Annotated in this window: 22 protein-coding genes; 9 read left to right on the top strand and 13 right to left on the bottom strand. The window is 34.7% G+C overall.

Annotated elements, in window-relative coordinates:
- The first annotated feature begins 5 nt into the window (after positions 1–5).
- Positions 6–815 carry a glycosyltransferase family 2 protein gene (locus ACK4M9_RS20450; protein WP_409854584.1) on the top strand — a complete coding sequence of 270 codons (810 nt, stop codon included), beginning with the start codon at positions 6–8 and terminating at the stop codon, positions 813–815.
- Positions 816–849: 34 nt separating this feature from the next.
- On the opposite strand, the gene ACK4M9_RS20455 is transcribed toward ACK4M9_RS20450, so the two are convergent.
- The 4 genes from ACK4M9_RS20455 to ACK4M9_RS20470 form a co-directional block, all read right to left on the bottom strand.
- Positions 850–1,206 carry a DUF1360 domain-containing protein gene (locus ACK4M9_RS20455; RefSeq protein WP_409854585.1) on the bottom strand — a complete coding sequence of 119 codons (357 nt, stop codon included), beginning with the start codon at positions 1,204–1,206 and terminating at the stop codon, positions 850–852.
- A gap of 252 nt (positions 1,207–1,458) precedes the next feature.
- The gene (fabI, locus tag ACK4M9_RS20460) at positions 1,459–2,244 is read right to left on the bottom strand and encodes an enoyl-ACP reductase FabI (RefSeq protein WP_409854587.1); all 786 of its coding nucleotides are present in this window, start codon (positions 2,242–2,244) and stop codon (positions 1,459–1,461) included.
- 141 nt (positions 2,245–2,385) lie between these two features.
- Positions 2,386–2,529, bottom strand: a complete 144-nt coding sequence (locus tag ACK4M9_RS20465; RefSeq protein ID WP_409854589.1) for a hypothetical protein — start codon at positions 2,527–2,529, stop codon at positions 2,386–2,388.
- A gap of 36 nt (positions 2,530–2,565) precedes the next feature.
- A complete protein-coding gene (locus ACK4M9_RS20470; protein WP_409854590.1) occupies positions 2,566–4,635 on the bottom strand; it encodes a cation:proton antiporter domain-containing protein in 2,070 nt (689 codons plus the stop codon).
- 244 nt (positions 4,636–4,879) lie between these two features.
- Here ACK4M9_RS20470 and prpE point away from each other — a divergent pair, with 244 nt between their 5' ends.
- Positions 4,880–5,620: a bis(5'-nucleosyl)-tetraphosphatase PrpE gene (gene prpE / locus ACK4M9_RS20475; protein WP_409854591.1), complete on the top strand. Its 741-nt coding sequence runs from the start codon at positions 4,880–4,882 to the stop codon at positions 5,618–5,620.
- A 71-nt stretch (positions 5,621–5,691) separates the two neighbouring features.
- A complete protein-coding gene (locus ACK4M9_RS20480) occupies positions 5,692–6,138 on the top strand; it encodes a hypothetical protein (RefSeq protein WP_409854593.1) in 447 nt (148 codons plus the stop codon).
- 34 nt (positions 6,139–6,172) lie between these two features.
- Here the strand turns inward: ACK4M9_RS20480 and ACK4M9_RS20485 are convergent, their stop codons facing one another.
- The 4 genes from ACK4M9_RS20485 to ACK4M9_RS20500 all read right to left on the bottom strand — a co-directional run bounded on the left by ACK4M9_RS20485 (position 6,173) and on the right by ACK4M9_RS20500 (position 9,188).
- On the bottom strand, positions 6,173–7,057 hold the full coding sequence (locus ACK4M9_RS20485) for an RluA family pseudouridine synthase (protein WP_409854595.1): 885 nt from the start codon (positions 7,055–7,057) through the stop codon (positions 6,173–6,175).
- Positions 7,058–7,160: 103 nt separating this feature from the next.
- The gene (locus ACK4M9_RS20490; RefSeq protein WP_409854596.1) at positions 7,161–7,952 is read right to left on the bottom strand and encodes an NAD kinase; all 792 of its coding nucleotides are present in this window, start codon (positions 7,950–7,952) and stop codon (positions 7,161–7,163) included.
- An 87-nt stretch (positions 7,953–8,039) separates the two neighbouring features.
- On the bottom strand, positions 8,040–8,672 hold the full coding sequence (gene yjbM, locus ACK4M9_RS20495) for a GTP diphosphokinase (RefSeq protein ID WP_409854597.1): 633 nt from the start codon (positions 8,670–8,672) through the stop codon (positions 8,040–8,042).
- Positions 8,673–8,801: 129 nt separating this feature from the next.
- Positions 8,802–9,188 carry a UPF0738 family protein gene (locus ACK4M9_RS20500; protein WP_409854598.1) on the bottom strand — a complete coding sequence of 129 codons (387 nt, stop codon included), beginning with the start codon at positions 9,186–9,188 and terminating at the stop codon, positions 8,802–8,804.
- Between the two features lie 156 nt (positions 9,189–9,344).
- On the opposite strand from ACK4M9_RS20500, the gene ACK4M9_RS20505 reads away from it, so the two are divergent.
- The 4 genes from ACK4M9_RS20505 to ACK4M9_RS20520 all read left to right on the top strand — a co-directional run bounded on the left by ACK4M9_RS20505 (position 9,345) and on the right by ACK4M9_RS20520 (position 12,199).
- The gene (locus ACK4M9_RS20505) at positions 9,345–9,929 is read left to right on the top strand and encodes a CYTH domain-containing protein (protein ID WP_409854599.1); all 585 of its coding nucleotides are present in this window, start codon (positions 9,345–9,347) and stop codon (positions 9,927–9,929) included.
- Between the two features lie 30 nt (positions 9,930–9,959).
- Positions 9,960–10,610 carry a lytic transglycosylase domain-containing protein gene (locus ACK4M9_RS20510; protein WP_409854601.1) on the top strand — a complete coding sequence of 217 codons (651 nt, stop codon included), beginning with the start codon at positions 9,960–9,962 and terminating at the stop codon, positions 10,608–10,610.
- 274 nt (positions 10,611–10,884) lie between these two features.
- Positions 10,885–11,268 carry a globin domain-containing protein gene (locus ACK4M9_RS20515; RefSeq protein WP_409854603.1) on the top strand — a complete coding sequence of 128 codons (384 nt, stop codon included), beginning with the start codon at positions 10,885–10,887 and terminating at the stop codon, positions 11,266–11,268.
- Between the two features lie 91 nt (positions 11,269–11,359).
- On the top strand, positions 11,360–12,199 hold the full coding sequence (locus tag ACK4M9_RS20520) for a ClpXP adapter SpxH family protein (protein ID WP_409854629.1): 840 nt from the start codon (positions 11,360–11,362) through the stop codon (positions 12,197–12,199).
- A gap of 712 nt (positions 12,200–12,911) precedes the next feature.
- Here the strand turns inward: ACK4M9_RS20520 and pepF are convergent.
- The 4 genes from pepF to mecA all read right to left on the bottom strand — a co-directional run bounded on the left by pepF (position 12,912) and on the right by mecA (position 18,556).
- Positions 12,912–14,729: an oligoendopeptidase F gene (pepF, locus tag ACK4M9_RS20525; protein ID WP_409854605.1), complete on the bottom strand. Its 1,818-nt coding sequence runs from the start codon at positions 14,727–14,729 to the stop codon at positions 12,912–12,914.
- Between the two features lie 230 nt (positions 14,730–14,959).
- Positions 14,960–16,147, bottom strand: a complete 1,188-nt coding sequence (locus ACK4M9_RS20530; protein WP_409854606.1) for a competence protein CoiA — start codon at positions 16,145–16,147, stop codon at positions 14,960–14,962.
- Positions 16,148–16,231: 84 nt separating this feature from the next.
- Entirely contained in the window at positions 16,232–17,743 is a 1,512-nt protein-coding gene (cls, locus tag ACK4M9_RS20535) for a cardiolipin synthase (RefSeq protein WP_409854607.1), read from the bottom strand.
- A 150-nt stretch (positions 17,744–17,893) separates the two neighbouring features.
- Complete coding sequence (gene mecA / locus ACK4M9_RS20540; RefSeq protein ID WP_409854609.1) at positions 17,894–18,556, bottom strand: adaptor protein MecA; 663 nt, start codon at positions 18,554–18,556, stop codon at positions 17,894–17,896.
- 404 nt (positions 18,557–18,960) lie between these two features.
- Between mecA and ACK4M9_RS20545 the strand changes: the two genes are divergently transcribed.
- Complete coding sequence (locus tag ACK4M9_RS20545) at positions 18,961–19,638, top strand: TerC family protein (RefSeq protein WP_409854610.1); 678 nt, start codon at positions 18,961–18,963, stop codon at positions 19,636–19,638.
- Positions 19,639–19,825: 187 nt separating this feature from the next.
- Here ACK4M9_RS20545 and spxA read toward each other — a convergent pair whose 3' ends face one another.
- Positions 19,826–20,224 carry a transcriptional regulator SpxA gene (gene spxA / locus ACK4M9_RS20550; protein WP_409854611.1) on the bottom strand — a complete coding sequence of 133 codons (399 nt, stop codon included), beginning with the start codon at positions 20,222–20,224 and terminating at the stop codon, positions 19,826–19,828.
- 347 nt (positions 20,225–20,571) lie between these two features.
- Between spxA and ACK4M9_RS20555 the strand changes: the two genes are divergently transcribed.
- Positions 20,572–21,786 carry an efflux RND transporter periplasmic adaptor subunit gene (locus ACK4M9_RS20555; RefSeq protein ID WP_409854613.1) on the top strand — a complete coding sequence of 405 codons (1,215 nt, stop codon included), beginning with the start codon at positions 20,572–20,574 and terminating at the stop codon, positions 21,784–21,786.

A 21,786-nucleotide genomic window follows, 5' to 3' on the forward strand; every position in this document is an offset into this window, starting at 1 on the left:
AGTAGATGGAAAATACCCAAAATCCGCTAGTTAGTATCATAATACCATGTTATAACTATGGTCTTTACCTTGAGGAAGCGGTCAACTCGGCATTGAATCAAACCTATCAAAACATTGAAGTCATCGTTGTTAATGACGCGTCAACTGACCTATTCACATTAGAGAAACTCGAGCAATTAAGTCAACTTTCAATAAAAATTATTCATCACAAAGAGAATAAAGGAATATCTGCCACTCGAAACACGGCCGTTAAAGCTTCAGCTGCAAAGTATATTCTACCTTTAGATGCTGATGACGTGATAGACCCAGAAACGGTTGAAAAAACAGTGAAGATATTAGAAAATAATGCCGAGATTGGTTTTGTATCAATGGGGACGCGTTTTTTCGGAGATGTTAACGATATTTATATTCCGCCAAAGTATAATTTTTACACGTTGCTTTATCGTAATATCGTTTCTCCTACATCATTGTTTAGAAAAAAAGCATGGGAGCAAGTTGGGGGCTATAACGAAAATTATATTTATGGATATGAAGACTGGGAATTTTGGATCAACTTAGCAAAGAATGGCTGGCATGGCTTTTCAATTGAAGAACCTTTATTTCATTATCGAAAACATGGAAAGAGTATGATCGATACCGCCGTTAAAAATCACCACCAGATTATTAATCAACTAATGAACACCCATGGCGATTTGTACAATCCAATCACAAATAAGAACATTAAAAATAATTGGATAAAAACCGTTGCACAAAAACAAAACTCAAAGTCTTTCATATTTCGGACTATGGCTAGTAAAAAATCAGGCTTTATGTAACAAAGGGTCACGTAATAAAGTGACCTTTTTTCTTTCAATCAACTAATCTACTAACAATCATCTCAATAATTGAGGCTACACCGGCTATCGCAAAAATGAGCACTACTCCCCCCACTATAGAAGGAAAATTTAAGTACAATATAACTATAAAAATTGAAACCCAAACTCCAACACACCAATAACAGCTTAACAGTTCGCCAATCCAATACTTTAAGCCATCACCTTTTATGTGCAAATATGTTGCAACCTGGCCTTCTTCATCAGTTTCTTCGATCATTTCATGAAATGGTTTTCTTAAAAAAATGGTAATGGAGTCAAAGACTATTAACCTAGTGAAACGAAACGTAGCCAAACAAAGCAAGATAAATTCAAAAGTTGAAATGGTGATCAAGATGATACCCACCTTCACTATTTTATATTTTGTAGTCATGACTGTATCTATCATATTAGTATACATATGAGTAAAGCATTATTTTGGTTAGTGGAAATTTTTTTAAACAAAAAACACCTATGTAAACTCGCTAGTTCTCCCTTCTCTTCGCCGTAAAACTCTACGAATTTTAGAGGTTCGTCAAAGTAAATTCAGACATCTTCTAAGGCATAAAAAAAGGTGGCGACATAAATATGTCACCACCCTTCGTCTTTAGTTTTTCATTAAACCAATAATGTTATAGCCGCCATCAACGTGTAGTAACTCGCCAGTAATTCCTCTTGACATGTCACTCATTAAAAAGAGCGCCGTATCACCAACCTCTTCTTGAGTTACAGCTCTTCGAAGTGGTGCATTTGTTTCAAATTCTTTCATAACTTCGTTAAAGTCTGATATTCCTTTTGCCGCTAATGTGCGAATTGGTCCTGCTGATATCGCATTAACGCGAATTCCTTCTTGCCCAAGATCGTTAGCTAAATATTTAACGCTAGCGTCTAAAGCAGCCTTTGCCACACCCATGACATTATAATGTTTTACAACTCGCTCTCCGCCTAAGTAGGTTAATGTAACTATACTTCCCCCCTCGGTCATTAACCCTCTAGCTTCTTTTACAACTGCAGTTAACGAGTACGCACTAATGTTTTGCGCTAGTAAAAAGCCCTCACGAGTCGTAGTTAAATATTCGCCTTCTAACTCATCCTTGTTTGCAAATGCGATACAATGAGCAATCCCATGAATGACGCCAACTTCTTCCTTAATTAAATTAAATGTTTTTGAAATTTCTTCATCACTTGAAATATCACAAGGAAGAATTAAAAAGTCGTCTCGATCTAATGTATTCGCTAAATCTCTCACATTTTTTTCCAGTCTTTCTCCTGCATATGTAAATATTAACCTAGCTCCAGCTTTTGATAGAGACTGGGCAATTCCCCAGGCAATACTACGCTTATTAGCGACACCCATGACAACAAACGTGCGATTTTCTAACGATATTTTCATCAAAAAATCCTCCTTTATTTAAATGTAATAGTTGTTATTAGTACTTGGTCCTAATAATTATAGCATGGACCTTAAATTTAGCAAAGAATTGTTTTTTAAATTACCTCACTTATTATGCAAAAAGGATAAGTCATAGTAGACTTATCCTTTTCTTGTTTCTATATTTCGCTTTAAATAATGACAATGTGGACATTCATAAATGACATTTTGATTTGATTGTGCAGTTAAAACTTGCTCAATAACCTCTTTTTTATTGCAACTAGGACAAATGATCTCTAAATCCATTAGTATCACCTCATGATTTAGTTTTGCCTTTGTGTATTACTCATATTCTCTATCTGGAAGAACTGTTGTGGGCAATGTCGTACCTCTTGCTCCTCGCAAATCAATATTTTCTTCTTCTTCTGGATAGATAAAAATAAAACTTTCATTTGTAACAGTTGCAATTTCTCTCGGTAGCTTTTCTAAATACGGATGCCAAGCAATAGTACCACGGCGTGCGGTAATAACAACTAGCAAATCATCATCTTTAAAGCGGTGAAAATAATTTTCCTGAAGATCTGACCATTTTTCAATTGTTTCCAACGTAAAACTCAACTTAGGCTTTTCTTCCTCAATTATTTTTTTATAATAATTTTGGTCTCCCTTTATCACTAGACAGAGCAAGCTAGCTCCCAACTGACTTGCTATCGTTTTTACAATCCGAATCGTTTCTTTAAAACCTGGTTTTCTTACGATCATTGGCGGTAAGATTAGGATCAACCGCTTCATTGTATTTAGAGGATGAGTTAATTTCGTTACGAGTATCATTTGATTCGTTTGTTCTAATACTTGATCTATGACCCCACCTAGAATTTTTCGCGATGTTGCCGCTTTCCCGTTCCAACCAACGATAACGGTTGAGATTCGCGTGTCTGTTATGGAACGGATAATTCCTTTTGCCGGATTATGGGCAACTCTAGTCAAAAGACGTATTGGAATATCTGCTCCGGCTGCATACATTACTGCATGACCAAGCATTTTTTCTGCCTCTGCGACTTTACTTACTTCTCCTCCACCACTAGAGCTTACTACAGAAATAGGATATAAAGGTTCTGAAGAAGTAGGTGTTTTTATTATAAAGGCCAAATCTAATAAGGATTCAATCGTATTAGGATTAGCAAGAGGAATTAATATTCTTTCTGGTGCCGTATTTCGCTCATAGGGCTGTTCTTCTTCATATTCAGCAATTTTTCGACTATATTTTTCCACCATGTATGGTCCAATTAAACAAGTAACCAAAATCATGATAATGACCCCATTTACAATAGCTAAATTAAACAATCCTAATTCGAATCCCACAAGGGTTGCAGCTAGCGTTGCTGCTGCTTGCGGAATTGTTAAACCGTACATAATATTCAATTCATCCCTACTATACTTGTAAATCTTTGCTGAGAGCCAAGCTGCAAACCACTTCCCGACGTTAACTAAAACGACAATAGAAAAGGCGAATAGTAGTGCCTGTGGATGTTCAATCAGAACTCGAAAATCAACTAGCATACCTACTGACAAAAGAAAAAAAGGAATAAATAGGGCATTTCCTACAAATTTAATCCGATTCATTAACGGTCCTTGTTCAAATATTAATCGATTTAACGCAAGACCAGCTAAAAAAGCACCGATTATTGGTTGGACTCCAGCAACAGTAGCTAGGAAAGCACAAACAAACAAAATTGACATAACAAATAAATAGTCCATAGAACCTTGACTACTCACATTTCGGAAAAAAAACTTTCCTAGTATAGGTACTCCGACTAGCACAACAAAAACGAAAAGGGATAATGAGGTTCCTAATTGAACCCAAAACAAAGCTGTAATTTCCCCTTGTTTCATGCCAGCAATAATTGCTAATATTAATAGTGCTAGTGTGTCAGTCATAATCAAACCGCCTACCGCAGTTGTGACCGCCTTATTTTTGGCCACCCCAAGACGACTAGCAATAGGATAAGCTAATAATGTGTGTGAGCCTAAAATAGATCCTAATAAAATTGCAGCTGGCATAGAATACTGCAAAATAACTCCTAATACCGTCCCTAAGATGAATGGAACCGTAAAAGACAACAACCCAAAAGTGATACTTCGATTTCGATATTTCTTAAATCCTTCTAAGTCAATTTCTAATCCTGCAATGAAAATAATATATAAAAGTCCAACAGTACCTAATAATACAATAGTGGGATCACGATCTAAAACACCAAGACCGTTAGGCCCAACAATGATACCAGCAATTATTAAACCAATAATCCCAGGGATTTTTAATTTATTCATTAACATTGGGGCCACTAAGAAAATAACCATTGCTAATGCAAAGATTAGCACAGGATTAGTAACAGGTAGGTCTAAAGTAAACAAAACTTCACACACCTTTATTCATTGTTTAATTAGCCAAAACATTTTACAATCATAAGAGAACAGTATAATTTTGTCAATAAAAGCTTCTTTTTGTTTTCTATAACATCAATAACCATTTCATATGACTACTTTACTCTAACTTTTAGTTGGGGAAATCCGCTATGTTCAAAGTATATGTTTTGGCATAGTCTGAAATGCTATGAATGATTTTACTTAAACTTTACTATAGAAAGACGTGATTAAAATGTTTGATGTAATTGGTGATATTCACGGCTGTTATGAGGAATTTAAAGAGCTTACGGTAAAACTAGGCTACGATTGGTCTAAAACATACCCGGTCCATCCCAATAGTCGTAAGCTTGCTTTTGTAGGTGATTTAACAGATCGTGGCCCGAATTCCTTACAAGTTATTGAGACTGTTTTTGAGACCGTAAAAAAGCAAGTTGGCTACTATACACCTGGTAATCATTGTGATAAATTATATCGATATTTTTTAGGACGTAAGGTTCAAGAAACTCATGGCCTAGAAACAACTGTCGCCGAACTAAAGTCATTGTCTAAAGAACAGTACGGGCTAATTCGTTCTAAGTACATCGAATTATATGAAAATGCACCACTATACCTTACTTTAGATGAAAAAAAACTTGTGATTGCTCACGCTGGGATAAGATCTGACTACATAGGCAGAACAGATAAAAAGGTTAAAACATTTGTTTTATATGGCGATATAACGGGAGAGCAACATCCAGATGGTTCACCTGTTCGCCGCGACTGGGCGAAAAACTATCACGAAAAAAAATCGTTTATCGTCTATGGACATACACCCGTTAGGGAGCCACGTATCATTAATGAAACAATAAATATTGATACTGGCTGCGTATTCGGTGGAAAACTTACTGCCTTCCGCTACCCTGAAAAAGAAACGATCTCTGTTCCATCAAAACAAGCAATGGTCCCTGAAAAGTTTAGAGCCTTTGCTGACTAACTCCAATTAGCAAAAATAAGGCGTGTCTATAAAGGTTTTGACAAATACATCTATTTGAAAGGATGAAAGTCATGAAAGCTATAATGCCCATTATTTTAGTTTTTACATTTTTTCTTTCGGCCTGCGGCAACGAGTCACAGATTTCTCCTAACTCTGATGAAAGTGTGGTGATTATCGATGAGGAACGTTCCTTAATTAATTTCCATGTTTTACTTGAAAATGAAAATCGGAAAAAAGTAGGGCCACTTTATGCTAAATTTATCATTTATGATGAAACTTTACAGGAGGCGATTGGCACTGAGTCGACTGTTGATTTTGCTTATACGAACGGAGAGAAACAACCTTTCTATATTGACGCCAACAAAAGTTACTTCATTTCCGAATCATTCGTGTACAACGCAGAAATTGATCAGGAAGAGTTGGTAAACAAAGTTGAAGTGGTTATTAGCGATGAGAATGAAATGGAAATATTGCAGTTTTTGATTTCAAATATCGAAAAATACGAAGCGACGCAATAGCCTGCTTCGTATTTTTTTAGATTGCACGGCATGATTACTTAATAATCTCCAACATATCATTTGGTGGTTCTACAGAGAAATACATTTCCTTCTCTAAAAAAGGATGAAAGAAACGTAACTGCCAACTATGTAAGGCTTGACGTTTTATCTTTGTTAATTTACCACCATAAAGATCGTCACCAAGTAATGGGTGCCCTAAGTGTGCCAGATGTACGCGAATTTGATGAGTTCTCCCGGTTTCTAAGGAAAGTTCCGTTACTGTTTCTTCTTCTAATCGCTTAATAACTTGATAATTGGTAACTGCCTCTTGCCCATCCGTACGAACTTCCCGTTCAATAATACTTTCTTTTTTCCTGCCAATAGGTAGGTTAATAATTCCACAATCATTAACTAAATGCCCGTGAACAATGGCAAGATAAGTCCTATTAATCTTCCCCATTTTTTGTTGCTTTGTTAACAAATCGTGAGCAAAGCGATGCTTAGCAACTATGAGTAGGCCAGAAGTATCACGATCAAGACGATTTACTGCGTGAAAAGTACAAGGAATTTTATTTTTATCATAGTGAAAGAGAACGGCATTTGCTAAAGAGCGTTCCGGATGATAAATTGATGGGATCGTTGGTAAATCTGGTTGTTTGTTAATAACTAAAAGATGTTCATCTTCGTATAATATACTTAAAGGAATCTCTCTTGCCTTTAAGCTAGCGCTCCGTTGTTCAGGAGGGAAAACAACAGTTACTTGATCCCCTTTTTTTACTAGAGCCCGCACAGTAACGTGATTACTATTAATTAGCAAGGAGCCGCTTCTCTTTACATCTGTCAAAGCTTGCCGAGACAACTTTTTTTCTCTTAAAAAATCTCTTAATAAGCAATTATGAAACGTAGCTGATACATGCCATTGAATGATTATTTCCTGCATAATTTTACCCTCTTAAAGTTTATTAACCCCTCTTTGACATTGAGAGGTTTATAAATAGCAACATTTCTAAGTTTTATTACTTGTAATCATTCATTTAACAGCCTTATTTAATAAATGATTCTTTTACTCTTTTCCAAAATGGGAAAGGGCGAAACCTAGCAAATTTAATTTTATCTTCAGCAACACGGCATTGAATTGACTTTACACTCTTCTCTACCATTGATAGATGATCGATTGTAATATGAAAATCAACATCATTTAGTGGCTTTAACAAACATGTATGGTGCTGCGGCAAAACGAGTGGTGAACCGATCGTCCGATAAACTCGATTATTAATTGAAGCCATCTCAGCTATTTGGATTGATGCTAGTGAAGGATGTAAAATTGCACCACCTAGTGCTTTATTGTAAGCAGTACTTCCCGATGGTGTAGATATGCATAAGCCATCGCCACGGAATGTTTCAAACAATTCACCTTTAATTTCTAAGTCCATTACTAAAGAACCAACGACACTTTTTACAGAACATTCATTTAAAGCTAAATACCGCTCAGATTTTGTAGAGTTGTTATGTCTAACAATAACTTCTAGTAGTGGATATTCAACAATTTTAAAAGGGGTTTTTGCGATATGAATCACTAAACGTTCAACTTCTTCAGGTTTCCAGTCTGCATAAAAGCCGAGATGTCCTGTATGCACTCCAACAAAAGAGGTGTCATTAAGACGGTGCGTATATTGATGAAAAGCATAAAGAAGTGTTCCATCGCCACCAACAGTAATAACAATATTGGGCTCGTCAAGATCATACGTAAGATTAAATTCTAATAAATAGTTTTTTATCTTTTGCATCAGGGCATTTGAAGTTTCATCGCCCCGTGATATTACTGCAAACTTCATTTTGCAGAACAACTCCTATTCAAACGAAATATTTTAAAATATTTTTGTAGCGCAAGAGCAGTCAAAGCAATCCTATACTACAGTTATTTAATGATTTCTTTGTTCCTCTTCTTTTCTTCTAAAAATGACTTGGGCTTCTAATACTTCCTCGCGAATTTTAGACATTTCTTCATCTAAACGAAATGCAGCTTCTGCAGCCCGTTGTAAGCGATCGATAATATTTTCTGGAATTTCCCCACTATATTTATATAATAACGAATGCTCTATTGTCGCCCAAAAGTTCATTGCTAATGTTTTAATTTGGATTTCCACAAGTATTTTTTTTTCTCCATCAATTGTTTGGACTGGGTATTTAATGACTAAATGGTATGCGCGATAGCCACTTCGTTTTTTATCTGAAATATAATCCCGTTCTTCAATAATCTCAAAATCTTTTCTCATTCTAATTAACTTAATGATCGCATCAATATCCTCTACGAATTGACACATGACTCTAACTCCAGCTAAATCTTGCATTCTAGATTCTAATTCTTCGATAGGAATATGTTTCCTTTTCGCTTTATCTAAAATGCTAGAAATTGGTTTAACTCTTCCAGTCACAAATTCAATAGGGGTATGCTTTGTCGACGACATATTATATTGTTTACGTACCCCTCTTAATTTTATCTTAATTTCATCTACTGCTTGTTTGTATGGTGTTAAAAAAACATCCCAATTCATATCTTTCCCCCTATTATTGTAGAACGATACTTAGCTTTAAGATAAGCATAAGTCACGCTAGAGGATCATCCCCATGAAACATACGATATAAAAAAACTATAGTTTAAGTATCCTATTTAATTCAAAAAGTTACATTTCTATAGAAAATACATGACTAACAGCATCGACCATTTTTTTACCATAGTTACTATTTTCTGCAATATTAGAAATAAAATATAGTAGTTCTTCTTGAAATTGTAATAATGGGATTCTAATATCATCGTCGGTATATAAGAATAACGGCAAGTTTTTATTAAGAGCGATGTTTAAATGAGACCAAACCGTTTCTGGAAAGCTAACATAAATAAAATCTTCTTCAACATCAAGTATGTAGATAAACGCTAAATGATCAGAGTCAGCGAGCATCCTGCCCTCAGGCTGGATATGCTTATCCTTAAGAGCCGAATTATCGTCTACAAATACGCTTACGTCTCGTTCTGTAATCATCAATTTTGTAACTTCAATTTTTTTAGCCATTTGATTTCCTCCAAAATACATTTTACGCCCTAAGTTTATCACAAAAAAACAATTTCCGATAATATACAACTACCAAATCAACATGAAAAATAGTATGATAAAGAGGCTCTTAGCTAAACTCAAAAGAAAAAACTACTATTAAAAGAAGGTTTTATTGTGAATCAGGAAATCGAAATTGAATTTAAAAATATTGTCACAGAAGCTGAATTCAATTTGTTATGTGAGGGATTCTCTATTGAAAAAACAGCTTTCCAACAGCAAATAAATCATTATTTTGATACAGACGACTTTCAATTAAAAAAACACGGGAGCGCTTTAAGGATTAGAGAAAAAAATAATACTTTTACACTCACTTTAAAGCAACCTAATGAAATCGGTTTATTAGAAACGCATCAATCCCTTACAATTGATGAAGGACAAGAAGCATTAAACTTTGGAAACATACCTATTGGATCGATCGCTTCCCAACTTGAGAAGTCCTTTCAAATCGATTTAAGCAAATGTTTATATTTAGGGTCATTAAAAACCAATCGAGCTGAGATTCCATATTTAGGAGGCACGCTTGTTTTTGATCACAGCTTTTATTTTGATGTCGATGATTATGAAATAGAGTATGAGGTAAAAAATGAGAAAATAGGAAAAGAGATTTTTGAAAATATTTTCTCAAAGTATAAAATTCCTATAAAACAAACCGATAATAAAATTAAACGGTTTTTCTTAATGAAACAAAAAAAGCAATAACAACATTTATTTTTAAAAGGCGGTGATTGTTTGAAGATCTCATCTTATCAACAAGTATTCCAACTTCAAGCATTGCGTAATTTACAAGCGAACCAAACTCAAACATCTTCGCCGTTCGAATCAGTGTTTTCAAATGTACTTGAAGATGAATTTAATAAAAATATGTCACAACTCGTAACAAACTTAAGTAGCCTTAAAGATTTAGGGTTTAATCCATTGCAAACACAATTCAATATGAACAATGAGCAATTATCTATAAATATCAATCATCAACCTTTGCCTACTAAAATGGCTGATAGAGCTGAAAAATACCGAAGTTATATTGAAGACGCCGCTAAAAAATACGACGTTGATCCAAAACTCATTTATTCAGTCATAAAACACGAGTCTAACTTTAACCCTACCGTAAAAAGTCATGCAGGAGCAATTGGACTAATGCAATTAATGCCAGCAACTGCGCGTAGTTTAAACGTCAAAAATATCTTTGATCCGAAAGAAAATATCGAAGGTGGAACAAAATATTTACGTCAAATGTTAGATCGCTATAAAGGTGATGTCTCTTTGGCTTTAGCTGCTTATAATGCCGGACCAGGAAATGTTGATAAACATGGTGGAATTCCGCCGTTTAAAGAAACGAGAAATTATGTTCCGAAAGTTTTAAACACCTTTTTTAGTGCCTAAAAAGAGGCTGTTCCAAAGTAAAGTATTAGTCACCTCTTCTGCTATCATTAGATCGTGTACAAAGATACACTTCTATATGTAGTATATCTTCGAAGGGAAACTGACACTTATGGGGCAGCTTTTTTGTATGAAATTTTTTCCGGTCGAGTTCTTGAGTTTCATAACTAACTTTCTTAAAGCACATGATAAGAACGATAGTTGTAGGCTAATTATTTGCGATAGATGTTTCGCCTTGCTAAAATGGGGCTACATACTTTTTTAAAGGAGACTTATCATGAATTCGCAGCCCAAAAATCCTTATATAGCCATAGGTGGAGAAAAAGTATTGGATGAGCTAGTAGACACCTTTTACGCTAAAGTAAAACTACACCCTAAATTGGCTCCGATTTTTCCAAATGATTTAACCGAAACTGCTAGGGTACAAAAACAATTTCTTACACAATTTCTTGGCGGACCTAGCCTTTACAGTGATGAACATGGTCATCCAATGTTAAGAGCAAGACATATGCCTTTTCCTATTACAAGGGAAAGAGCAGAGGCATGGCTCCAATGTATGAGTGAGGCGATGGATGAAGTAAAACTCGATGGACCAATACGAGACTATTTTTATGAGCGATTAACCCAAACTGCTTATCATATGATAAATCACAATAATTAAGTTATGGAAAGGAGGGATCTAGTTGTCTTCTAACGACTCGAATTCTTCAACGTGTAATGATGAGTTAGGATTATGTAGTTTTGATGAGCCTATGACTGAAAATTCTACAATTTTTAAAAAGCCATTAGAAATATATACTTTTATAGATCCCCTCTGTCCAGAGTGTTGGGCACTTGAGCCTATTTTAAAAAAGCTCCAAATGTATTATTGTAAATACTTTAAAATTCGCTATTTAATCGGTGGGAAACTATCATGTTGCAATGAAAAAAAGTCACATAAAGATATGGCACAGGCATGGGAAAGAACTGCAACTAAAACGGGGATGTCTTGCGATGGTGACATCTGGCTTGAAAATCCAATTTCGACTCCATTTGCAGCTTCTATCGCTATTAAGGCAGCTGAATTACAAGGAAAGCAAATTGGGATTAGATACTTACGTAAATTAAGAGAGCTACTTTTTTTAGACAAGCAAAACATTTCAAAAGAAGAAATCTTAATAGAGTGTGCAGAAAGTGTTCAAGGTTTGGATTTAGAAGAGTTTAAAAAAGACCTTCATTCAGAAGGTGCCATCAAAACGTTGCAATTTGATTTAAAAACAACAAAAGAAATGGGAATTAAGCTATTTCCTACTATTGTAGTGTTTAATGACAATGCTGACGATGATGGACTTTTAGTAACTGGCCTCTACGACTATGATGTATACGTAAAAGTGTTAGAGGAAATGCTTGGCGAAACACCTATCGCTTCTGCTCCTGTTTTCTTAGAAGATTTTCTAAAGCACTATTCTTTTGTTGCGTCTAAAGAGATTGCCGTTACTTATGATTTAACCATTGACGAAGTTGAAAAAGAGATGAAAAAATTAGTTTTACGACAAATTGTAGAACGTGTGCCTGTGAAATACGGAACTTTTTGGCGATATATCGGGGACTAGCAAGAATACTTACTAGTTCTCTTTTCTTTTTTTCTTCCTAAAATGCAAAAAAGGCTTGGTGGGGAGACCTAGCCTTTTTTACGTTTGATTGTCAAGGTTTCATACAAAAAGTAAGGATTAAAACATTTAAATAAGGGGTTTGTGAGCTGTTTTCACATGAACCTAGGGGGAGTTATGTGATCTTCTTCACATGTATAATATACCAACTCTCTTAAGAATTTTCAATAACTATGTGAATGATTTCACAAAAAAGTCAAGAATTGATAATATCTAAAAAAAGTTTATGTTTAGACATTTTAGCCATTTGGAATAAGTTGTCCTTATTTAACATACGATTAAGTAAAATTCTAACTAAAATTGGAGGACAGACAATGTATCATAGTATGTTCTTAATTGGTCTTCTTTTCATCTTTGTATCGTTTTGGATTTTTGTTTTAAGTTTAATGAAGTTTTTTCCAATCCTGCTTTCCGCCCCACTACTTTTAGTTTCGATTATTTTTACGATTCACTGTTTTAATGAAAAAAGGAGATTTCGTGGATTTTCATGAATAAAAGCCTAAGTTGCCCTAAGCGACTTAAGCTAAGGGCAACTTAGGCTTACCGGATAAGTATCAGTTCACCTCTAAATACTACATCTATAGTAAATGTATATTAATTATCTTCACTATAAATAGTAGACGAGATGAATTGATAACTTTTAGGTCAGCTTTTTCTATTCAAAAAGCAATTGTTCCATTTCATTAAGTGTCTTCTCAAATACTGCTAAAGCCTCTTTAATTGGATCAGCACTTGTCATATCGACTCCAGCTCGTTTTAACACTTCAATTGGATAATCGGAGCTTCCAGCCTTTAAGAACTCAATGTATCGCGCTACTGCCGGCTCTCCTTCTTCAAGTATCTGCTTAGATAAAGCAGTTGCCGCACTATAGCCTGTTGCGTACTGATAAACGTAAAAGTTGTAATAAAAATGCGGAATCCTTGCCCATTCTAAGCCAATTTCTTCGTCGATGATAATTTCGTCACCAAAGTATTTTTTGTTCAGATCATAATAAGTAGCTGTTAATAGTTCTGGTGTTAACGGCTCACCGCTAGCTGCCTTATCATGAATAAGCTTCTCAAATTCAGCAAACATTGTTTGACGGAAAACTGTACCTCTAAATCCTTCTAAGAAATGGTTTAATAAGTAAAGTTTTTTCTTTTTATCCTCTGTTACTTTTAATAAGTAATCATTTAACAATGCCTCATTGCAAGTCGATGCGACTTCTGCAACAAAAATGGAATAACCTGAATAATGATATGGTTGTGCATTTCTTGAGTAATAACTATGAACCGAATGGCCAAACTCATGGGCTAACGTAAATAGATTATTAACGTTATCTTGCCAATTCATTAAAATATATGGCATAGTACCATATGTACCAGATGAGTAAGCTCCACTTCGTTTCCCCACATTTTCATCAATATCTACCCAGCGTTTTCGAAAGCCTTCTTTAATAATATTTACGTATTCCTCACCAAGCGGCTCAACACCTTTTGTAACTAAATTTTGCGCCTCTTCATATGGAATTTCCATTTTCACATCTTTTACCATAGGTGTAAATAAGTCGTACATATGAATTTCGTCTAACTTTAATGCTTTTTTACGTAAAGAAATATAGCGGTGTAATAAATGTAAATGCTCGTTAATTGTATCTATTAATTGATCGTATACAATCTCTGGAATATTATTTTTATCTAAAGCAGCTTGACGAGCCGATTCGTAATTCCTAACTTTCGCATTAAATAAATTTTTCTTTACATTGCCAGCTAAGGTACTTGCCAATGTATTTTTGAATTTTCCATATGTCTCGTAAACCGCTTTAAATGCATCTTCCCTAACACGAGGGTCACTACTTTCTAAGAAACGAATATAGCGGCCATGGGTGACTTCAATGTCTTCACCGTTTTCATCTTTAATTGTTGGAAACTTTAAATCAGCATTGTTAAGCATTCCAAATGTGTTCGCAGGACTCTGAGTAACTTCACTTACTTGTGCAAGAATAGCTTCCTCTTTCTCTGATAGAACATGTGGACGACCACGATTCGTTTCATCTAAGGCATGTTTATATGTCTTTAAATCATCATTATCTGAAACAAATTCATTGATTTTCTCTTCTGGCATACTCAATAATTCGGGAATGATGAAAGAAGAATAATTACTAAATTCTGATGCTAGTGTTGAAGCTCTATCATTTAAACCTTGAAAAAAAGAATTGGTTGTATCTTGATCACTTTTTAGATGGGCAAAAACATAAAGTTTCCCTATACGCATACTTAGTTCATTTTGGTACTTTAGACATTGGAACAGTTGATCACTGCTTGTTCCCAGTGTTCCTTTAAATTTTTGTAATTTAGGTAGTTCTTCTTTTAACGATTTAAATTCTGCTTCCCATGCTTCAGTTGTTGCAAAAATATCTTCCACATTCCATGTTCGCTCAACTGGTATTTCTTCACGCTTAGGAAGCTGTTTCATTTTTGTTTGTTCTGCCAAAATTAGCACCTCCATAATTTCTCAAATACTACTATCTGTTTAGATAATGTTCGTGAACCTTCTCCTAAGAATAGCTGAAATTGCTTAGTGGTATCCTTAAGTTTCATACTCAAAACTTCTTGTTACACTTAAGTATAATGGTTCATATTCATATATATTGTTCGCCATGAAAAAGAATTAATCCTTTTTATATCATAAAAAATATTACTATTTCCGAAATAAATATATGACTATTTCATCCGCAGATATCGTAAGAATAAGTACCGATCATTTATGATTGCCTGTGCTAGATTTTTTTGAGTTGGTATCTCAGCCGTTTTTTCATATATAACTTGATCTCTTGTAGTTAAGATACCTACATGACATAAAAATTTTAAGTAGCCATCTATCGCCAAAAAGTAGCTACCATTCTCCAATAACGGAAGCATCCGCAGTGGGAATATCCCTTTCTTTACAAGAGTATAAAATGCTCGTCTTACTAATGTACAATGAAATGTATCACCTATCTTTTTTGTATTTATAAAAATTTCAAGCAACCAACTTTGCCAAATATATGTTGGTGTCTCAATAAAATAATGAAAGCTAACAGGGATCCCTGCTTCACTTGGGAATAACCATAAAGATTGTCCTTTTTCATAATAAAGTCGTCTAAGAAACTGTTGAGATTGGCTAAGATGGAGTCGTTGCTTTCGCCATAATTTCTTTGCTTCAAGCCATGCTCCTATGTCGGGGAATGGTTTATCGAAATCAAATAATTTCTGTAATGAAAGGTCTTTTAAAGATATGTAAGATGGTGAAGTTATTGAATTATTCGAGGAGATTGCAGTTAAATTTTTTAGATTAATAAACGTTTTATTTAGTGGGCAAAATGAGAGGATTTGTGGTGGACTTTTCGTAAAATAGTTATTGCTAAATAGCCAATGAAAGCTAGTAAGCCTATATATATTTCGATGCTGGCGTTTTAACTGGTTGCCTCCTAAAATCCAAATAGGGATCAAGTTGTTTTTTTGATAAGTAAATGTCCTTTTGTTGAACAACTGCGGGGAAATTTTTGCGCACTGGAATTCAATCGCATATGTTTGCTTGGTAGTAGTAACTAATAAATCAGGTCTTTGTTTTATGTCTTGTAAATATGGTTCCAAGCGAACGTCTAATTTTTGTTTTTGTAACCATTCAAAAAGAAGTTTCTTTCCTTCAATATGGTATGGAGATTCACCTTCCAATTCATCTGTACAACTTTGTTTACTCTTATGAGCAAAGTGCCATGCCTGTTTCGTTCCTAGTTTTAAAATCACTTCATTGCGACAAGCCGGGCATAAAAAAGTGCATTCGTGTCGAAGTTGAAGTAGCTCTTCCTTTTCTAGCCTAAGACTAGCTAAAGAAATAATGTTGTCATTCTCTGTTAATGCAACTAACAAAAAACTCCCTCCTTAAGATTATTAAGAATGAGTGCCAAGTTTTAATTAATCGAAGACAATCCATATACTTAACACTCATAACTACTAAAGTAACGGTGACAGTAACCTCGAGGTTGACTCTGTTACACGCTTTATGATTGAACGCTTTTTAAAGAGTTCATAACTAATAATTGTAGAATGTTCCATATCATAAATATAATCGCCTACAAGCGTATGAACACTTTGTGTTTTATATAAAAAGGCGTTAACTTCGAAATTTAAATGAAAACTTCTCATGTCCATATTCGCTGTTCCAATTGAGGCTATCTTTTTATCAACAATAATAATTTTACTGTGCATAAACCCGCGGTTATATTCATAAATCTTCACTCCAGCTTCTAGTAATTCAGGAAAATAGGAGCGTGAAGCATAAAAGACAATCCGTTTATCTGGTCGGTTTGGTACAAGGATACGAACATCAACACCGCTGAGAGCGGCTATCTTTAAAGCTGATAAAATATCATCATCTGGAATGAAGTAAGGTGAAGCAATCCAAATTGACTTTTTTGCTGACGTAATCATCGAAAAGAAAAGCTTCTTGATTACCTCCCATCTTGTATCTGGACCGCTGGCGATCATCTGAACGCCCCCTAGACGATCAGACGTAGGTAGATCTGGGGAAAGATAACTTTGCTTTAATAAAGTTTCTCTCGTCATATAATACCAATCTCGAAGAAAGATTAGTTGCAATGAACGTACAGCTTCACCTCTTACAAATAAATGGGTGTCGCGCCAATGACCGAAATAATCGTTCTTACCTAAATACTCGTCCCCAATATTTAGGCCCCCAACAAAAGCGGCATTAGCATCAACTACAATAATTTTCCGATGGTTCCTATAGTTTATACGGTGGTTAAATATCGGGATTTTTACAGGCGCAAAGGCAACCATCTGTACTCCCGCAGCCTTTAACTGTTGAACATAATGCTTAGAAAGCTGGAAACATCCTACTGCATCATAAAGAAATCGAACATTGACACCTTGCTGTGCTTTTTCGATTAATATATCCTTTATCTCGTTGCCTATCTCATCACTTCTAACAATGTAATACTCCATATGGATGTGATTAGTAGCATCCTTCAATGCTCTTAAAATATGACCAAAGGTTTCTTTGCCATCGGTCAGGACCTTTGTCTCTGTAGCAAACGATATTGGGCTATTAGCTAAATGATGCGCAAGTCTAAATAAAAGTTGTTGGTCCTCCCCCATCTTCCCTATCTCATCCTCGTTAAGAGGTTTATTCCCTTCTATCCGATCCAACGCTTGTTCGTCCATTATTGCTTTCTCGGTAAAGGTTTTCTTTTTCCGATGATTTTGCCCGAACATTAAATAAAAGAAAAAACCTAGTACCGGAAAAATAGCCAGTAGGATTATCCAAGTAACTGTTCTCGAAGGATGACGATTTTCTAAGAATATAACGATGGTAATAAAAAAAGCAGATAAGGAAAAGAGAATACTGACAACACCAACGATCCAGCCTTCCCAGTAATCTTTCGTTATGTACAATATGGCTCCAATAAGACCTATAAACAGTAAAACGTGTATTTTCTTTTTCATGTTGTTTTTGCTCACTCCGACCGAAGAATTGTTCAAAGAAAAGGGTCGACCCTTCCGTAAAGATAACACATAATTGAGACCATCATACTGAGGGTTTTCAAAGTTTATCTTTTCTAGGAAGTGTCTGACCCCAACGTTTAAATCAACATCTTATTTTTTGGTAAATAATTTCCGAAGTCCTTGTAGTGCTTCTTCTGCGATAATTTCTTTACCGTACTCTTGGATGCGGTGAATTGAAATTTCCGATTCATATCCAAATTCTAAAATTTGACTCAAAATATTGTCTTGTTCTTCTTCTGGGAATTCATCAGTAAACATTACAAATAAGAAGTAACGATTACTAAAGTGGTAAAGAGCATTTTGAAAGCCTCTTACTTCAAGATGGTGACTCAATGAAATGATATCTTCGAAGTCATCAAAACCGATAACTAGATCTAATAGTTCCGGTTCTTCATCCTCTTGTTTTTTATCTTTTATAAAATTATCATCTAGCATGTCAACGATATTTTCATCAACTGGACTGTTTTCTTGGTCATTTGAGACTGGTATTTCCAATCTAACATTCCCATCGGTAATTTGCCCTCTTGTAACAATTATCTCTAATCCCTTATCAAGAGCTTGAACTTGTATCCATAAAGGTCCCTCAAGTTCAAAATTTTCCTTATCGTTTGCCTCGTTGATCATTTCAAAAAATAGCTCTTCACCGCGCTCACGGTTATACCATATTTCCTCACGATCGAAGCCCCGAGTTTCAATATCCTTATACGTAATATAAAATTTAATCGTTGACTCGTTTAATCTTTCAATCTCCATAATTTTTCTCCCTTCTGGCGAATTTCAATGGCGGAAGGGATGATTATCCCTCAAAATTTAACCGTAACAGTCCCGTCATCTTTTTCCCTTAAGAGTTAAACGGTTTAGAATTTCTCTAACTATCTAAGCAATATTCCCTAGATTATTCTTTAAAAAGCATTTCCTTTTCATATATTATACTTCTATTCTATGATAAATCAATTAAGAATGGAAATTATATGCTAAGCAAATTTATACAGAAATTTTCCCTAAACTTTTTTTCGAAAAATGGAATGAATTACTTGTGATAGCGATATGTTTAGTTAATAAGTTGTCCCTTTGTCATATTATTTATTAAAAAATGTCGCCATGATGAAACTGGTAATAATAATTATTTATTCAATAAAGAAATAAGAGGTGTGTCCATGAGCCTAGATTTTGAATTAATCATTCCATTGTTAACCATTATTAGTATTGATATTGTTTTAGGTGGGGATAATGCAATCGTTGTAGCATTAGCATGTCGTAACTTACCTGATAGGCTTCGAAACAAAGCAATATTCTTTGGTATTTGTATCGCAATTATCGCTAGAATTAGTTTAACATTGGTTGCAGTTCATCTACTTAAAATCCCAATGCTGATGGCTATTGGTGGAGCCTTACTATTATATATTTCCTATCACCTAATAACCGAATTGGAGGATGAACGTGAGATAGAAGGGAAAACAACAATGCTTGCTGCTATAAAGACAATTATAATAGCAGATATTGTCATGGGATTTGATAACGTAATAGCTGTTGCTGGAGCCGCACATGGGAACAATACATTCGTTATAGTCGGCCTATTAGTATCTGTACCCATCATTATTTGGGGAAGTAAAATTATTCTATTAGCCATGGATCGATTTCCAATTATTATTTATGGTGGTGCAGCAATTCTTGCTTTTACAGCTACAAAGATGATTATCCATGAACCAATGTTAACACAACTGTTCTCTAGTCATCCTTTCATCTCCACTTTTCTGCAAATCAGTTTAATAATTGCAGTACTTTTCTCTGGTTGGTTCATGAAAAAGCTAAGAAAAAATAGCATTGTATTTTAGGTCAACAAAAAACATAAATTAGTTTTATCTAAATCCATAATCTAAATACCAGTCGCTGCTTTTGCCTCCCAGTTATCCAGTTCGTTCTTGTATGGAAGGCTTACTGAGTGGCTGATAAAAACGATTACAGAAACCAGAAAGAGGCAGTCTCGACTGCCTCTTTCAACTTGTTCATTACATAGCTATATTATTCGTTTGCAGCTCTTTGCGCCTCTTGTAAGAAAAATGTTCGAACTTTACGTGGTAAAAAACGACGAATTTCAGCTTCATTATAACCTACTTGTAGCCGTTTCTCGTCAATAATAATAGGTCTGCGTAAAAGACCAGGATTTTCACTAATAATCTTGAACAATTGTTGTAAGGATAAAGATTCTACCTCTACATTTAACTCTTGAAACACTTTAGAACGAGTGGAAATAATTTCATCAGTTCCATCTTCTGTCATCCGTACTACTTCCTTAACTTCCTCAATCGTTAAAGGTTCAGCAAAAATATTTCTTTCTACAAAATCAATGTTATGTTCTTCTAACCATGCTTTTGCTTTTCTACAAGATGTACAACTTGGGGATGTAAATAGAGTTACCATTTTCCAATTCTCCCTTCAAATTTCTTTATCTAATCTATAATTATTATGTGAAATGTTAGTTGTTAGCTAAATTATACAATAATAATTCTAATTTGAACACCCCTGATTAGAAAAAAAATAAACAAAGTTTATACACTCTGTACATAGGAATAACTTAATTATCCATTACTTAAACTATATACCCTCATATTTTTTTGTTAAACTTCTTTTCAAAATAGGACTAAAAGTTTACAGTTGTTTTCTTTGTCTAATCTATAAAAATATAGTACATTTAGACTTGATATTGTATAGATACAGGTGCTTAACAAATATTAAACATAGTCGATTAATTAGGAGATGAAAAAACCTTGAAACGTTTCGGATTTTTTATTGCTTCATTACTACTTTTAGGTGCATGTTCAACTGAGGACATCACAAGTGAAACTGCGGTCGGTCAAAAAATCCCGGTTGACGTAACTTATGTTCAAGAAATCAACTTAGAACAAAAGTTAGAAATAACTGGTCAAGCCTTACCTAATGCAATCATCCCACTTTTTACTTCAACCCCGTTTAATGTGATTGAAGTTAACAAAAGAGTAGGAGATATCGTCAATGAAGGTGAGCAAATACTAAAGTTGGATGATGAAATCTTAAAAAATCAAGTAAGGCAGGCCCAAAAAGCAGTATCGGAACTTGAAAAAGGGATTTCAGCTGCGAAACAACTACAAAAAAATACTGAATCTGGCTTAGCTGAAATACAAAAACTACAACGGGAGTTAGAAGGATCTTTAGAAAAGTCGAGAGAGCTTATTTCTGGATTAACCGATGAAACTGAAGAGGTTTCCCTATTAATGGTCATCCAGCAATCTTTAGAAACCTCTCTGAAACAGGCCGAACTTACACAAGCGGCTGGTCAAATGGGTAGTTTACCGAAAATAAATGTAGGTGAATTAGAAATGCAACTCGAAGTAGCTAAACAAAATGCGCGTCAAGCTCAAATGGCTGTTGATGCAACTAGCATTACCTCACCTATTAACGGAACAATTGCTGAACTAAATGTAACTGAAAATCAAATTGCTCCACCAAATAACGCTCTAGCTACAGTCGTAAACTTAAATCCAATTATCGCTACATTTAATGTAAATAGCTTTCAAGTAGTCCAGCTACAAGAAAAAATGCAAGCTACTATACTAGTCGAAGGTTTGCAAAACGAAATCAACAGTAAGATTGATGTTGTTTCACCAACAATTAACCCTCAAACCAACCTTTTTAAAGTAGAGATTCCGATTCCAAATGATGATGAGCGTATCAAAGGTGGGATGCGAGTTACTGCTTTTATCAATTTAGGGGGAATTGAGAGAGCAAATGTCATCCCAATTGATTCTATTCTTTATGATGAAAACTCCCCTTACGTGTTTATTGTTAAAGATGGAATTGCCAAGCGAAAAGATGTTGTATTAGGCATTCGAAGTGGGAATGTTATTCAAGTACATGAAGGTATTTCAAAAGATGATTTAGTTGTTAATAAGGGCAAAGAACGTTTAACTGATGGGGCAGAAATAACTGTACGAAACGAGGACTAA

It is taken from the genome of Anaerobacillus sp. (assembly GCF_046314235.1).
Lineage (GTDB): Bacteria > Bacillota > Bacilli > Bacillales > Anaerobacillaceae > Anaerobacillus.

What these genes read in the sequence shown, in the direction of transcription:
- cls (WP_409854607.1), bottom strand. Translation starts at nt 17,743, where the DNA reads ATGAAAAAGAAAATACACGTTTTACTGTTTATAGGTCTTATTGGAGCC.
- mecA (WP_409854609.1), bottom strand. Translation starts at nt 18,556, where the DNA reads ATGGAGATTGAAAGATTAAACGAGTCAACGATTAAATTTTATATTACG.
- prpE (WP_409854591.1), top strand. Translation starts at nt 4,880, where the DNA reads ATGTTTGATGTAATTGGTGATATTCACGGCTGTTATGAGGAATTTAAA.
- ACK4M9_RS20485 (WP_409854595.1), bottom strand. Translation starts at nt 7,057, where the DNA reads ATGCAGGAAATAATCATTCAATGGCATGTATCAGCTACGTTTCATAAT.
- yjbM (WP_409854597.1), bottom strand. Translation starts at nt 8,672, where the DNA reads ATGAATTGGGATGTTTTTTTAACACCATACAAACAAGCAGTAGATGAA.
- ACK4M9_RS20490 (WP_409854596.1), bottom strand. Translation starts at nt 7,952, where the DNA reads ATGAAGTTTGCAGTAATATCACGGGGCGATGAAACTTCAAATGCCCTG.
- ACK4M9_RS20480 (WP_409854593.1), top strand. Translation starts at nt 5,692, where the DNA reads ATGAAAGCTATAATGCCCATTATTTTAGTTTTTACATTTTTTCTTTCG.
- ACK4M9_RS20515 (WP_409854603.1), top strand. Translation starts at nt 10,885, where the DNA reads ATGAATTCGCAGCCCAAAAATCCTTATATAGCCATAGGTGGAGAAAAA.
- spxA (WP_409854611.1), bottom strand. Translation starts at nt 20,224, where the DNA reads ATGGTAACTCTATTTACATCCCCAAGTTGTACATCTTGTAGAAAAGCA.
- ACK4M9_RS20465 (WP_409854589.1), bottom strand. Translation starts at nt 2,529, where the DNA reads ATGGATTTAGAGATCATTTGTCCTAGTTGCAATAAAAAAGAGGTTATT.
- fabI (WP_409854587.1), bottom strand. Translation starts at nt 2,244, where the DNA reads ATGAAAATATCGTTAGAAAATCGCACGTTTGTTGTCATGGGTGTCGCT.
- ACK4M9_RS20545 (WP_409854610.1), top strand. Translation starts at nt 18,961, where the DNA reads ATGAGCCTAGATTTTGAATTAATCATTCCATTGTTAACCATTATTAGT.
- ACK4M9_RS20500 (WP_409854598.1), bottom strand. Translation starts at nt 9,188, where the DNA reads ATGGCTAAAAAAATTGAAGTTACAAAATTGATGATTACAGAACGAGAC.
- ACK4M9_RS20520 (WP_409854629.1), top strand. Translation starts at nt 11,360, where the DNA reads ATGACTGAAAATTCTACAATTTTTAAAAAGCCATTAGAAATATATACT.
- ACK4M9_RS20450 (WP_409854584.1), top strand. Translation starts at nt 6, where the DNA reads ATGGAAAATACCCAAAATCCGCTAGTTAGTATCATAATACCATGTTAT.